The sequence below is a fragment of the Paenibacillus sp. FSL R7-0216 genome (genome assembly GCF_037969915.1).
Classification (GTDB): domain Bacteria; phylum Bacillota; class Bacilli; order Paenibacillales; family Paenibacillaceae; genus Fontibacillus; species Fontibacillus rhizolycopersici.
In genome coordinates, this window is sequence record NZ_CP150222.1 from 64,293 (window position 1) to 77,729 (window position 13,437).

Annotated in this window: 11 protein-coding genes; 9 read left to right on the forward strand and 2 right to left on the reverse strand. The window is 54.8% G+C overall.

The window, feature by feature from the left end:
- Positions 1 to 786: 786 nt before the first annotated feature.
- Both hydF and MKZ15_RS00285 read right to left on the reverse strand, forming a co-directional pair.
- Positions 787 to 2,043 carry a [FeFe] hydrogenase H-cluster maturation GTPase HydF gene (hydF, locus tag MKZ15_RS00280; protein ID WP_339818959.1) on the reverse strand — a complete coding sequence of 419 codons (1,257 nt, stop codon included), beginning with the start codon at positions 2,041 to 2,043 and terminating at the stop codon, positions 787 to 789.
- Positions 2,044 to 2,058: 15 nt separating this feature from the next.
- Positions 2,059 to 3,492 carry an aspartate ammonia-lyase gene (locus tag MKZ15_RS00285; RefSeq protein ID WP_339818961.1) on the reverse strand — a complete coding sequence of 478 codons (1,434 nt, stop codon included), beginning with the start codon at positions 3,490 to 3,492 and terminating at the stop codon, positions 2,059 to 2,061.
- A 162-nt stretch (positions 3,493 to 3,654) separates the two neighbouring features.
- On the opposite strand from MKZ15_RS00285, the gene yabP reads away from it, so the two are divergent.
- The 9 genes from yabP to opp4C all read left to right on the forward strand — a co-directional run bounded on the left by yabP (position 3,655) and on the right by opp4C (position 13,428).
- Positions 3,655 to 3,936 (forward strand): sporulation protein YabP, encoded by a 282-nt coding sequence (gene yabP / locus MKZ15_RS00290; RefSeq protein WP_155608082.1) that lies wholly within the window; start codon positions 3,655 to 3,657, stop codon positions 3,934 to 3,936.
- Complete coding sequence (gene yabQ, locus MKZ15_RS00295) at positions 3,933 to 4,520, forward strand: spore cortex biosynthesis protein YabQ (protein WP_155608083.1); 588 nt, start codon at positions 3,933 to 3,935, stop codon at positions 4,518 to 4,520. The genes yabP and yabQ overlap by 4 nt, the downstream gene beginning before the upstream one ends.
- Before the next feature lie 18 nt (positions 4,521 to 4,538).
- Entirely contained in the window at positions 4,539 to 4,895 is a 357-nt protein-coding gene (locus tag MKZ15_RS00300) for a septum formation initiator family protein (RefSeq protein ID WP_193418984.1), read from the forward strand.
- A 124-nt stretch (positions 4,896 to 5,019) separates the two neighbouring features.
- Positions 5,020 to 5,496 carry a S1 domain-containing RNA-binding protein gene (locus MKZ15_RS00305; RefSeq protein ID WP_059040379.1) on the forward strand — a complete coding sequence of 159 codons (477 nt, stop codon included), beginning with the start codon at positions 5,020 to 5,022 and terminating at the stop codon, positions 5,494 to 5,496.
- A gap of 411 nt (positions 5,497 to 5,907) precedes the next feature.
- Complete coding sequence (gene spoIIE, locus MKZ15_RS00310; protein WP_339818967.1) at positions 5,908 to 8,415, forward strand: stage II sporulation protein E; 2,508 nt, start codon at positions 5,908 to 5,910, stop codon at positions 8,413 to 8,415.
- 110 nt (positions 8,416 to 8,525) lie between these two features.
- The gene (locus MKZ15_RS00315) at positions 8,526 to 9,443 is read left to right on the forward strand and encodes a winged helix-turn-helix domain-containing protein (protein WP_339818969.1); all 918 of its coding nucleotides are present in this window, start codon (positions 8,526 to 8,528) and stop codon (positions 9,441 to 9,443) included.
- A gap of 240 nt (positions 9,444 to 9,683) precedes the next feature.
- Positions 9,684 to 11,438 carry an ABC transporter substrate-binding protein gene (locus tag MKZ15_RS00320; RefSeq protein WP_339818971.1) on the forward strand — a complete coding sequence of 585 codons (1,755 nt, stop codon included), beginning with the start codon at positions 9,684 to 9,686 and terminating at the stop codon, positions 11,436 to 11,438.
- An 81-nt stretch (positions 11,439 to 11,519) separates the two neighbouring features.
- Entirely contained in the window at positions 11,520 to 12,473 is a 954-nt protein-coding gene (locus MKZ15_RS00325; protein ID WP_193418987.1) for an ABC transporter permease, read from the forward strand.
- A gap of 16 nt (positions 12,474 to 12,489) precedes the next feature.
- Positions 12,490 to 13,428 carry an oligopeptide ABC transporter permease gene (gene opp4C, locus MKZ15_RS00330; RefSeq protein WP_239484126.1) on the forward strand — a complete coding sequence of 313 codons (939 nt, stop codon included), beginning with the start codon at positions 12,490 to 12,492 and terminating at the stop codon, positions 13,426 to 13,428.
- Positions 13,429 to 13,437 lie beyond the last annotated feature (9 nt).

Below are 13,437 nucleotides of genomic sequence, written 5' to 3' on the forward strand. Positions count from 1 at the left end.
TATTCGCACAACCCCAGGCTAACGCTTGCCAGAACGCTTATTGGCGCTAAATAAGGGAGATTTCATTTCTAACGCTTGCCAACGAGCTTATTTGTGCCAAATGACCCTGTTTCCGAGGAGAATTAGGCAAATAAGCTCTCTCATAAGCGTTACATTCTGAAAGTCCACGATTTGGACCGAATAGCGTTACTGACAAGCGTTAGAGTTTCGAATCGCCGTTGTTGTTCATACAGTCGCACATGTTACTCCTAGTTACCCAGTTAGTTCAGCATACCAGCTACACCAATTACTCTAATTACTCTAATTACTCCGGTTACTTCAACCATTCTAACAACACCAATTACTCCGGTTACTTCAACATCTCAATTACACTATTACTCTTGCCGCTCCAGCTAATCCGGCCACTTCATGTTACTCTTGTTATACCACTCCAGTTACTCTTGTGAATTTCTGCTACCCAAGTTCTCTTGTTGCTTCTTGTTTCTCTGTTACCTCAGCCACCCCGTTACTTTTGCTTCTCCTATCATTCTTGTCGCTCTATCGAATTCAACTCACAGCCACAACCGCAGGCTAACGCTTACCCGAACGCTTATTAGGGCTAAAAGAAGGGGATTTCATTTCTAACGCTTGCCAGCGAGCTTATTTGGGTAGAATCGCCTCTTTTAAGAGGAGAAACAGGCAAATAAGCTCTCTCATAAGCGCTAGATTCTGAAATCCCCTATTTTGGGACAAATAGCGTTGCTGACAAGCGTTAGAGTTTCGGCTCGCTGCTTTCCCCGAGTTCTCTCACTGATCCTCCTGGGCCGCTTCCTCCCACGCCATCATGGCGGAGGGGAAGAGCTCGATGGCACGGGGGAACACGCCGTGAAGGTAGGCGATCAGCACGCCGTAGTTGACGATCGGGACGCCGGCCGCTTGGGCTTCGCCTAGGCGATGCAGCATCGCGCGGCGGTTGAGCATGCAGGCGCCGCAATGCACGATCATTGCGTAGCGGGCCAGGTCCGGCGGGTAGGAGTAGCCGGAGACATGCTCGATGTGCAGCTGCTTGCCTGTGGCCTGGCGTAACCAGCGTGGGATTTTGACAGTGCCGATGTCGTCGGATTGTTGATGGTGCGTACAGGCCTCTGCGATCAGGACACGATCCCCGTCCTTTAGCCGATCAATGGCCCGTGCGCCCCGGACCAGCTCATTTAAGTCGCCTTTATGCCGGGCGAACAGGATGGAGAACGAGGTCAGGGGCACGTCCCTCGGCGTGTCGGCGGCAACCTTGAGGAAGACCTGCGAGTCAGTGACGACGAGCCGCGGCCTCGTTCCGAGCCGCTCCAGCGTCGCCCTGAGCTCGTGCTCCTTCGTCACGACGGCGATGGCGTCGCTCTCGAGCAGGTCGCGGATCGTCTGCTGCTGCGGCAGAATCAGCCGGCCCTTGGGCGCGGCTTTGTCAATCGGCACGACCAGCACGACGAGATCGCCCGGCGCGACAAGGTCGCCGACGAGCCGGAAGCGCTCCTCCTCGTGCGGAAGGGCCGCCACGATCGCCCGCTTCAGCTCGGGGATACCGCGGCCGTCCAGGGCGCTGAACGCCACGCATTCCGGCAGGCCCAGCTGCGCCTTCGTATCAACAAGCGCAGCCCCCGCGTCTGCATCCAAGAGCGCATCGACCTTGTTCAGCACGCCCACAACCGGGATGTTCCGCTGCCTCAACTCGGCCAGCAGCTCCCGGTAAAAGTCGTCGGGCCCCGTCATAGCGTCGATCACCAACAAGCCTAGGTCGGTACGGTGGATCAGCTCCCGCGTTTTTTGCTTCCGCAGCTCGCCCAGCGTTCCTTCGTCGTCCAGACCCGCGGTGTCGATCAGCACCACCGGCCCCAAAGGTAGCAGCTCCATCGCTTTGTACACTGGATCGGTGGTCGTCCCCCGCACCGGCGAGACCACGGCGATCTCCTGCCCGGTCAAAGCGTTGACCACGCTCGATTTCCCCACATTCGTCCGGCCGAAAACGGCGATATGCGTCCGCTCTCCGCGCGGCATTGCGTTTAGGCTCATCTCGCGTTCCCCCTTCTATTCGCCGGGGATGCCCGGCTTCGTCACTTGCAGCGGATTCAGGATGGCGGCGACGCGCTCGGCGGTGAGCCAGCCACCGTCGACGGCGACATGCTCCACCGACAGCCCCTCGCGCCGGGCAATCCCGGCAATCTCGGCGGCCGCCTCGTAGCCGAGATGCGGAACCAGCGCGGTGGCCAGCACGGTGGAGCGCCGCAGATGCTCGCGGCAGGCCGTCTCGTTGACGGCGATGCCGCGAATGCAGCGTTGCTCGAACAGCGGAACGGCCCGCCCCAGGATCTCCAGCGATTCCAGTAGGGAATCGGCGATCAGCGGGCCAAACGCGTTCAGTTCGAGCTGGCCGCCGGCGGCGGCCCAAGTGATCGCGGCGTCGTTCGCGATCACCCGCATGGCCGTCTGGCCGGCCATTTCCGCCATGACCGGGTTCACTTTACCCGGCATGATCGACGAGCCGGCCTGGACGGCGGGCAACGTGTATTCGCCGATGCCCCCGGCGGGGCCGGACGCCAGCAACCGCAGGTCGCCGGCGATCTTCAACAGCGTCACGGCTGCCGCTTTCAGCAGCCCGGAGACTTCGACGAAGACGTCCATGTTCTGCGTCCCGTCCATTGGAAATTCGCTGCGCGCCAGGCCGAGCCCGGTCAACTCCTGCAGCGTGTCGGTCACCTGGAAGACGTAGGCTTTGGGCGCGTCCAACCCGGTGCCGATCGCTGTGCCGCCGAGATGAATCTCACGCAGCCGCTCCTCGGCTTTGTACAACCGCCAACGGTCGCGGGCGACCGCTTTGGCGTAAGCGCCAAACCCCTGCCCGGCCATCATCGGCAGGGCATCCATTAGCTGCGTGCGCCCCAACTTCATCACGTCAGCGAATTCCTGCTCCTTCTCCTGCAGCGCCTCCTGCAGGGAAGCATACGCTTCGCTGAGTGGTCGCAGCAGCCGGATCGCCGCAATCCGCAGCGCAGTGGGGTACACGTCGTTGGTCGATTGACAGCGGTTGACGTGGTCTAGGGGATGGACGAGCTGATAGTCTCCCTTGGACCCGCCAAGCCGTTCGATCGCTAAGTTGGCGACCACCTCGTTGACGTTCATATGAGTGGAAGTCCCCGCACCTCCCTGCAAGGCATCGACGACAAACTGATCCGCCAAGGCGCCGCTGATAATCTCGTCGCATGCCCACCCAATCGCCCCTGCCACCCCTGCCGGGATCAGGCCCAACTTGCCGTTGACCCGCGCAGCGGCTTTCTTGACTACGGCGATCGCTTCGATCAGCCGGGGATGAGTCGGACGCCCACTGACCGGAAAATTCTCCATCGCCCGCGCCGTATGAATGCCGTAGTAGACCTCTGCCGGGAGATCCTTGCTCCCTAGCGTATCGGTCTCTCGGCGGAATTTTTCATGCGAATCGGGACCTCTCGAAAATGCAGGACTCATACTAATTCGCCTCCAACTACGAATGTAAATCTCTTCCACTTCATCGTAGTTGAAAGCGGTTCCGAACAACAGTAAAGAAGATCACGTTATTGGCCGAAAGGAACTTGTTCTAAAGCCGATTTTTCGTCCATAAGCTAGGGATAAGAAGGAGGGGTACATGCCATGGTCGAACCAAATAAAGCTAAGCATCAGGAGCTGCATCTGTTAAACCGCAAGCTGCTGGACATTTCGGGAGTTCTCAATGTGGAAAGTTTCGACAGCGAGGAGTTCTTGCTACAGACCGAGCTTGGGCATTTGACGATACGCGGGCAGAATTTACATATCAAAAACCTGAACCTGGAGCAGGGGCTGGTCAGCATTGAGGGTTTAGTGAACTCGCTTTCGTATTTGGATCCGGGATCGAATTCGTCCGGTAAGGGCCTGCTCGGCAAGTTGTTCCGATGAATTTGGAGACGCAATGGGCGACCCTGCTCTGGATGCTGGCCTCCGGGGGGATCATGGGCATCGCCTTTGACAGCTATCGTGTCGTCTCGGGACAACTCCGGTTTCCCCGCTGGAGCGTCCATACCCTCGATTTGCTCTATTGGTTGGCTGCTGCTTTGTTCGTTTTCCGCACGTTGTACCACAGCAACCATGGGGAACTTCGGTTCTATGTTTTCTTAGGCCTGTTTCTAGGCATTTGGATTTATTTTTTGTTCCTCAGTGTTATCACGGAGCGTTTTGTGTTAATGTTAATGAGGATAGTTAACTCTATTTATCGCTTTATCATACGTATGATCGGGATTTTTATCATCGCTCCGTTACGATGGCTGGTCAAAGTGGTCCGTATTTTGCTCGGATTCATTTGGATCGTGCTGCTGTTCATGGGCCGGGTGACCTTGTTGCCGATTTGGAGGTTGTTTGTATGGGCATTAAGACCTATATGGACAAGGCTTCGGATTCCGCAAGGATGGGACAAGATCCGGCGCTGGGCTGCTGTGTGGTGGGAGCGAGTTTTGCGTCTATTACGCTGGTTTAACAAGGAATAAATGCTGGGAGGTGCCCTGATGCGCGAAGTGTCCACAAATCCGAAAACATCGAACCCAAGTCAGTCCTCCGGAAACGGATCTGCTTTCGCGAAGCGCAGGCTGCGGCTCTGGATGGGATTCATGGTCCTGTTCTTAGGCTGGGCCGGGTACACGTTTATTTCCCAAGCTGGGGACATTGGCGGCAAATCACAGCAACTGGCGGAACGGCAAGCCGCCAAGACGACCAGTGAGCAGAACTTGAACCAGCTCAAATATGAAATTAACCGACTGAACGACCCCGAGTACATCGGACAAATTGCCATGAAGAAATATGGTCTATACAAACCGGGCGAGATCCCGGTCCGGGTATCCGAGTCTGAAGCCGGAAATGACTGACCCCATGCGGGTTGACGGGACATCCGTCTGTTGACCTTGTATCAGTCATTCGGTATAATCAAATCACCGCAGTCATGATTTCGAGGCCTGGCTGTATATTTTTAAGGGAGGATCATTTTATTTTATGGCAATTGAAGTGGGCACCAAGTTAGAAGGAAAAGTGACAGGCATCACGCATTTCGGAGCATTTGTGGATCTGTCAGGAGGTGTCACGGGTCTCGTTCACATTTCGGAGATCGCCGACAATTACGTGAAAGACGTCAACGATCATCTGAAGATCGGCGATACGGTTACCGTCAAGGTAATTAACGTCGATAAGGACGGCAAGATCGGACTTTCCATCAAGCAGGCTGTTGACAAACCGGCCGAAGCCAGACCGCCTCGCGCACCGAGACCGGACCGGCCAAGCGGAAGAGACGGAGACCGTCCGGGCGGCGGATTTAACCGAGACCGGGGAGGACGTTCTTTCAAGCCCCCAGCCAACAAAGCTTCTTTTGAGGACAAAGTTTCTCGTTTCCTGAAGGATAGCGAGGAGCGCATTTCTTCGCTCAAGAAGAATACGGAAGGCAAACGCGGAGGACGCGGAGCCAAACGAATGTAATCCCTGAAAATGAATAATCAAACCCACCGTAGGCGGTTCGCTCGCCTGCGGTTTTTTGTTTTGTTTAGCGACTGAAAAAGTTAATGAAATCTTCAAAAGATGACTTTTTGAACTTTCTCTGAAGCATCTTTTGTCGCCTCCGGGCTTTTTGCCGACAGGTTCTTACGGTTTTTTACGAGGAGCGCCTCCGTACGGCCGTCTTTCGCTAACAACGCCCGTGATCTTCGATGCGAACATAAAAACCCCTAACGTGCCCCATCGCTATGGGGGGCATGCATTCGCGCCCTGTCGGCGTCCCCTCTCAATTTGTCGGAAATTTCTTTGGCCCCTGCTCCGGTATCTGACAAACTTTCCGGTTCTAGCCTCCTATAATGGGACATACCTTACTAATTTGGAAAAGGCGGTGCCAGGATGTTGAATAAGTGGAATGTCACCCTGTTTCCAGGGATGAGAAAGGCGAAGTCATGGGACAAGGGATCGTGGCGGAGCCTATTGCTGGACCAACCGGTCATCCGGCGGGCCGGGCGGCTGTTCGCGGTTAACAAATGGAACGGATTGCTCCTCGTGATGAGCTTCCTGCTGGGGCGTGCGACAATATTGGACGAGCTGGCCCCGTTTGCGGTCGCATTCTTCGCGGTCATCCTGTTTATGCGGCGAGACATCGCCTGGATCGCAAGCGCGGTGATGGTGGCAGGAGCGATGTTGACGCCGGATGCGCATCTCCATGCCGTGGAGATTGCCGTGGAGCTGCTGATCTTCTATTTGCTGCAAAAGGGGCTGGAGACGTTTGAACGGGCGGATCTCTCCTATGCTCCGATTATGGTGTTCACGAGCACGCTTTTCGTTGGGATGTTCGGGGCAGTGATCGGCCCTTCGCTGACTTGGTACGCGTTGGCGATGACCGTCATGGACGCGCTGCTGAGCTTTGTCCTAACCTTGGTATTCATTCAAGCGGTCCCGGTGTTTACATACCGGAAGAAGCATTACCAGCTGCGCGGTGAAGAAATTTTATGCCTGGTTATCCTGCTGGCTTCGGTTATGACCGGAACGGTCGGGTGGGAGATTCAAGGGTTATCGGCTGAGCATGTGCTGTCGAGATACCTGATCCTGCTGTTTGCCTTAGCGGGCGGTGCACCATTGGGGGCATCGGTTGGCGTGATTACCGGATTGATCCTCAGCCTGGCGGACACGTCAGCCCTCTACCAAATGAGTTTGCTGGCGTTCTCTGGGATGCTAGCCGGGATGCTTCGGGAAGGGCGCAAATGGGCAGTGGGCTTCGGGATGCTGCTGGGCTCGTCCATTCTGTCGATCTACATCGCGGGTCCGGCGGACGTGATGTCCTCCACTTGGGAGAGCTGCGCTGCAGTTCTACTCTTTCTGTTGACTCCCAAAAAAACGGTCCAAGTCATTGCCAAATACGTACCCGGCACGCAGGAGCATGCCAAGACACAACATGAATATGCCAAACGGGTTCGTGACATTACGGCCGGTCGGGTGGCGCAGTTCTCCCAAGTCTTCAAGCAACTGGCGCGCAGCTTCGGACAGGTGTCCAGCACCGGGGAAATCGCTAAGCGCGGCGAGGAGATCGACCATTTCATGAACGCGGTAACTGAAGGCGCTTGCGCAACCTGCTTCCGTAAGAACACATGCTGGGATGGGCGATTCTATCAAACGTACAAATTGATGACGGAGATGATGACGGCGATCGAGGAGAAGCCGGACATCACCGTAAGTGAGTTCCCTGCAAGGTGGGGCAAGCTATGCTCGAAAACCGACCAGGTGCTGGACATTATGAAGCACGAATACGATCTGTATCAACATGATATGCATTGGAAACGGCAAATCTACGACAGCCGCCAGTTGGTGGCTGAACAGCTATCAGGCGTCTCGCAAGTCATGGAGGACCTGGCCCGGGAAATCCAGCGCGAAGGTCAAGCCATGTACAAGCAGGAGGAACAAATCCGCGAGGCATTAGAGAAAATGGGCTTGTCCATCCATAGCATCGACATCGTCAATCTGGATCACGGGAATGTGGAGATTGAAATCGTGCATGCGTACACTCGAGGTTTTGACGAATGCCGGAAGATTATCGCCCCGCTTCTGTCGGATATTTTGGGCGAGCATATCGCCGTCATGAACGAAACGCTGCATGGCGGCAAAGAGGGCCTGTCGACCGTATCCTTTGGCTCCGCCAAGGCGTTTGAAATCACGACGGGGGTCGCTGGCACCGCCAAAGGCGGGGACATGCTCTCGGGCGACAGCTTCAGCGCCAAGGAGCTTGGCAACGGTACGTTTGCCGTGGCGATCAGCGATGGCATGGGCAACGGGGAGCGGGCGCGACTCGAGAGCAGCACGGCGCTGAACATTCTTGAGCAACTGCTGCAATCCGGCATGGAGGAGACCCTTGCGATCAAATCGGTTAACTCGATATTGATGCTGCGTTCGCCGGATGAGGTGTATGCAACGGTCGACATGGCGCTGATCGATCAGTATACGGCGCGAACGACGTTTATGAAGATCGGCTCTTCGCCAAGCTTCATCAAACGAGGCCAGGAGGTCATCCCGGTCACGGCCAGCAATTTGCCGATTGGCATCATCCAGGATATCGAGGTTGATCTGGTGTCCGTCCAACTGTATCCGGGGGATACGCTCATCATGATGACGGATGGCATTTATGATGCGCCGGGACCCGCGGTTAACAAAGAACTGTGGATCAAGCGTCTGATTCAGGAGATCCAGGCGGAGGAGCCGCAAGAAATCGCGGATTGCCTGCTGGAGTCGGTGATCCGGTATCAGAAGAACGTCATCCACGACGATATGACGGTGGTCGTCGCCAACGTTGACCACCTGCGTCCCGAGTGGTCCACGCTGCACATCCCCGGCATCAGCCGCCTGGAGCGACCGCGAACGGTGAGTTAGTAGAGAACTTGAGGTGAGAGCCTCAGGTTCTTTTTTTGCGTAAAATTCTTGTTTTGCCTGAACCGGGGGGGAGCACGTTATAATAGGAGGAGAGAAAGGGGCGTGAGAATTTGGATTACCGCGTGGACATTGCATTTGAACCCCGGTACGAGCTGCTCAGTAGTCTACATACGATGATATGCCGCAAATCGCATAAGAAGATCGACCTGGCCCCGGCCTGGGTGAAGGACACCCTAAAGCAGGTCACACCAGATCTCGGCTCCGTTCTTGGCGATATGGAAGTTGACGGCGATTGGAAAACTACATATTTGCTCTCCTATCTATCCCCGGAGGGGTCTTCATCCGAGGAATTTCTGGCCTGGCTGGAAGCGAAGACGCCGGGGGATCTGTATGAGTTGATTGCGGAGTACACCCAACAGTTTCCGAAGGATATGGGGCAGTTTCGTTCCCGCACTTTGAAGGTGTTAACCGACTGGCACGACCAGTATTTCCGTAAGCTAGAGCCGGGGGTGATCGGCGCTTTGCGTTCCGAAGCGGAGGAGCGGAAGGCCGAGCGGGCTATCGTTGAACCGGCGTCATTCATTGAACGAACGACGAACGGGTTGACGTTTATGCCAAAGGAGGGATTAGAGAAGCTGCTACTGATCCCGCAATACCATTTTCAACCGATGAACGTCATTTATCACTTTGGTAAAATCACGATATGCCATTATTCGGCTCGGATCTATCTGGGCGGCGAGACGGATTTTCCTCCTCATGAATACCGTATGATCCGGGCGCTGGCTGAACAGAGCCGGTTAAAAATCCTGCGTTATTTGAGCGGCGGTCCCCGAACGTTCACGGAAATCGTCCGTCATTTGAAGCTGTCTAAGGGGATCACACATGATCATGTGTCTAAACTCCGCAGTGGGGGCTTCCTTAGAGCCCATTTCGACGGGGAAACGGTGTCCGAATACAGCTTGCGACCCGAAATGCTGGACGTGATGCATCGGAAACTGGTTGATTATATCGTTAACGTAAACTTATAAGCGTCAGAGATGTCTGGCAAAGACGATTTCGCACCGTGTGAACGGCGGCGGGGTCGTTTTTTTTATGGTGTCATGATTATTTAATTCTCTGATTAAAGAAAGATTAATAAGTTCTCTATTTACAGAACAGGCACCCTTTCGTATAATAGGAGCATTAAATACAACTTATCTCATCGGAATTAACGTCTATTGTAAGGTTTCGCCTAAAAAAAGGCAAATCGGAGGGAGAGAGTGAAACTAATGAAGAGAAATCGAATGACCGCATTGATGACTTTATTATTGTCCGGGGCTTTGGTATTGGCCGCCTGCGGCGGGAACGGAGGCAACAACACCTCGCAGGGAGGGGAATCGGCATCGGCACAGTCTGGGAACGGCCAGAATACAGCCGAGGGGAGCAACACCAACTCGGCGGCAGGGAGTGTGCTGGAGTTCACTCCAGCCAGTGATATGTCTAAATTGCCAGCGGTCGCTAAAGGACGCACGGATACCATTATCGTTGGCTTGACCGACCCGAGCGGCGCGTTCACGCCCTATTTCCAACAGAGTGGATATGATGGCAACGTATCGTCGCTGCTGTATACCCCTCTAGTGACGGTGGATGACAAAGGGTTGCCTACGCCGGGCCTCGCCGAAAGCTGGGAGGTTTCTGAGGATCAGCTGACGTATACGTACCATTTGCGCAAGGACTTGAAGTTCAGCGACGGTTCGCCAATGACCGCGGACGACGTGGCTTTCACCTGGACGCTGCTCCACGACAAAGCTTACGATGGGGACTCTCAGATCCCAACGCTACATATTGTTGGCGGCGAGGCTTATAAGGAAGGGAAGGCTAGCAGTATCTCCGGCATCTCTGTTAAAGATCCGCAGACCGTATCGGTAACGCTCGAGCGGCCGAACGCGACGGCGCTGGTGCTGCTCGGCAGTGACGTCTTGTCTAAAGCATACTACGGTAAGGATTACAAGTACGGGCAACTCGACTACATTAAGAAGTTGCACGAGAAGCCGGTTGGCAACGGACCGTACGTGTTGGATAAATTCATTCCGGGGCAAGAGGTGCGTTACGTCGCCAATCCGTATTACTATGCAGGCAAACCGAAAACCGAGAAGTTTATTTATAAAACATCCGAAGGCGACGTCTGGCAGTACCTGGAGACGGGCGAAGTGGATTACGCTTCCTTCAGCGCGACGACCGAGAACATCGATAAGCTGAAAAGCATGGGCTTCGTCAATATCCTGCCCTACACGCCAAGCACCTACGGTTATCTGCAATTGAATTTGGAGCATGAAGCGCTTAAGGATAAGAGCGTCCGCCAAGCGCTGACTTATGGCCTGGACCGCCAAAGCATCTATGTCGAAGCGAACCAGGGCGCCGGGGAGGTCGCCAATATTCCGGCTTCGCCGATCTCCTGGGCCTACACGGAAGTAGGAATCAACAAATATGACTATGATCCGGACAAAGCCAATCAACTACTGGACGAAGCCGGTTGGGCTAAAGGTTCGGACGGTATCCGCGAGAAGGACGGCAAGAAGTTGACCATCCATTTCCTCGGCTCCAAAAACGCACAGATCGATGTTTTTATCGCCGTTGCCACAGAGAACTTCGCCGCAATCGGCGTCGACTTCCAGCCGGAGGTGTTCGCAGACTTCAACGCGTTGGTCTCCAAGGTAGAGGGCGGCGACTACGATATGGCTTCCTTCTCCACGCCGATGTTGGCCGACCCTTCGGACGGCGTATTGCAGTTCGTTGACGGGGAAATCAAGGGTTACGACAATCCGAAGGTGAAGGAGCTATATGAAAAAGCGCTAAGCACCAGCGACATTGAACAACGTAAGGCGACCTATCAAGAGCTGTTCCAACTGTTAAACGACGAACTGCCGATCATCTTCACCAACTACAAGAAGACGGTATATGCTTATAACGGACGCATCCAGAATCTGTCAGTCAGCCCGTTCACCGGCCTGTCTTCCAGTTTGCCGAACTGGACACTAGAGTAGAATCTTCATTTTCGAAAAATCAGCCGTTCCCCTCGCGTGCCCTGCATGCGGGGGGACGGCTTGTCTAAGGAGTGCGACGAGATGAGTGCTTATATCACCAAGCGATTGATCTATATGGCGGCGATCCTGCTAGCTGCCTCGCTCCTGATCTTCTGCTTGTACGCGTTGACGCCGGGCGACTTCATCAGTGGAAACATCAAGCTGACGCCGGAACGCAAGGCCGAGCTGCGGGAGATCTACGGTTTAAATAAGCCGGTGCTGGAACGGTACGCCGTTTGGATTAAAAATGCGTTTCACGGCGATTTTGGCTATTCGCTGGCTCAACAGAAGCCGGTGTTAGCTTTGTTCAACGATTATATCTGGAACTCGTTCCTGCTGGCCGCGGTATCGACGTTCCTCACCTGGTTTATCGCTGTCATCATCGGCGTAATTTCTGCCTACAAGCAATATTCCTGGTTCGACACGCTGGTGTTGGTGCTGATCTTCGCTGCCATGTCGTTGCCGTCCTTTTTCATCGGCTTGTTCCTGATCAAGATCCTGGCTGTTGATTTCAAATGGCTGCCGCCGGGCGGGATGATTACAACGGGGAGCAACGCCACCGGGTTGGCCTACGTGAAGGAGGTCATTCACCATATGACCTTGCCGGTGATCGTCATGACCATTCTCGGCGTTGGCTCGCTGACCCGTTACTTCCGGACCAACATGATCGACGTGATCAAGCAGGATTATATTCGAACGGCCCGCGCTAAGGGGCTGAAGGAGAGTAAAGTGCTCTACCGCCATGCGTTGCGAAACGCGTTGCTTCCGGCGATCACGCTGGTGGGCTTTGAGCTGCCCGCGTTATTCGGCGGTTCGTTGATCATTGAGAAGATCTTCAACTGGCCGGGGATTGGGCAGCTGTATATGTCCTCTTTTTCCGTTCGAGATTACCCGTTGTTGATGGGATTCACGATGCTAATTGCGATCTTGACCGTGATTGGAACGCTGTTGTCGGATTTGCTGTACCAAATCGCCGACCCGCGCGTCCGGTTGTAATAGGGGGCAGAAATAAATGAATTCTTCGATATCAGGGAAGCTGTCGCAGCCGGGCCAAGCGGCCGTACCTTCGGCTGCAGCCAAGAAGCCGTCGCTTTGGCGGCAGTCGTTGCGCCGGCTATTTCGCAATAAACTTGCTATGTTGGGATTTGTAGTAGTGGTCTTCATGTTTCTTGCCTGCTTCTTGGGGCCGGTGTTCTCGCCCTATACGGATAACAAAATCCAAATGTCACTGATGAACAAACCGCCGAGCTGGCAGCATTGGCTAGGCACCGACAAGCTGGGACGTGACGTATTGACCCGAGTACTACAGGCGGGGCGTATCTCGTTGACGGTAGGCTTGGCCTCGATGGTGTTGTCCGTCTTCTTGGGTACACTTCTTGGCGCAATCGCCGGATATTACCGTGGGATCGTGGACCAAGTCATCATGCGGCTTGCCGATTTGCTATTAACGATTCCCGGGCTGCCGCTGCTGTTTATCTCCGGCGCTCTGCTGTCGGAGTGGAAGGTACCAACCGACTACCGCATGTACATCGTCATGCTCATGCTTAGCTTGGTGAACTGGCCGGGATTGGCGAGGATGATCCGCGGGCAGATGCTTAGCCTGCGGGAGCGAGAATTCATGCAGGCGGCTGTGGTACTTGGACTGCGCGACCGGCGCAAACTGGTTCATCACTTGCTGCCAAACCTCGTTCCTCTAATTATCGTGATGGCCACCTTGAATATTGGCGGGGCGATTTTAAGTGAATCAGTGCTCAGCTTCTTCGGACTCGGTGTCATGCCGCCGACGCCGACCTGGGGCAATATGATTGACGCCGCCAACAATATGATCGACTTTCAGGAGCATCCTTGGTTATGGATTCCGCCGGGATTGTCCATTTTCGCTACCGTTATCGCCATTAACTTGTTCGGCGACGGCCTGCGTGACGTGCTGGACCCCAAAATGAACAGGTAGGTGAAGAAA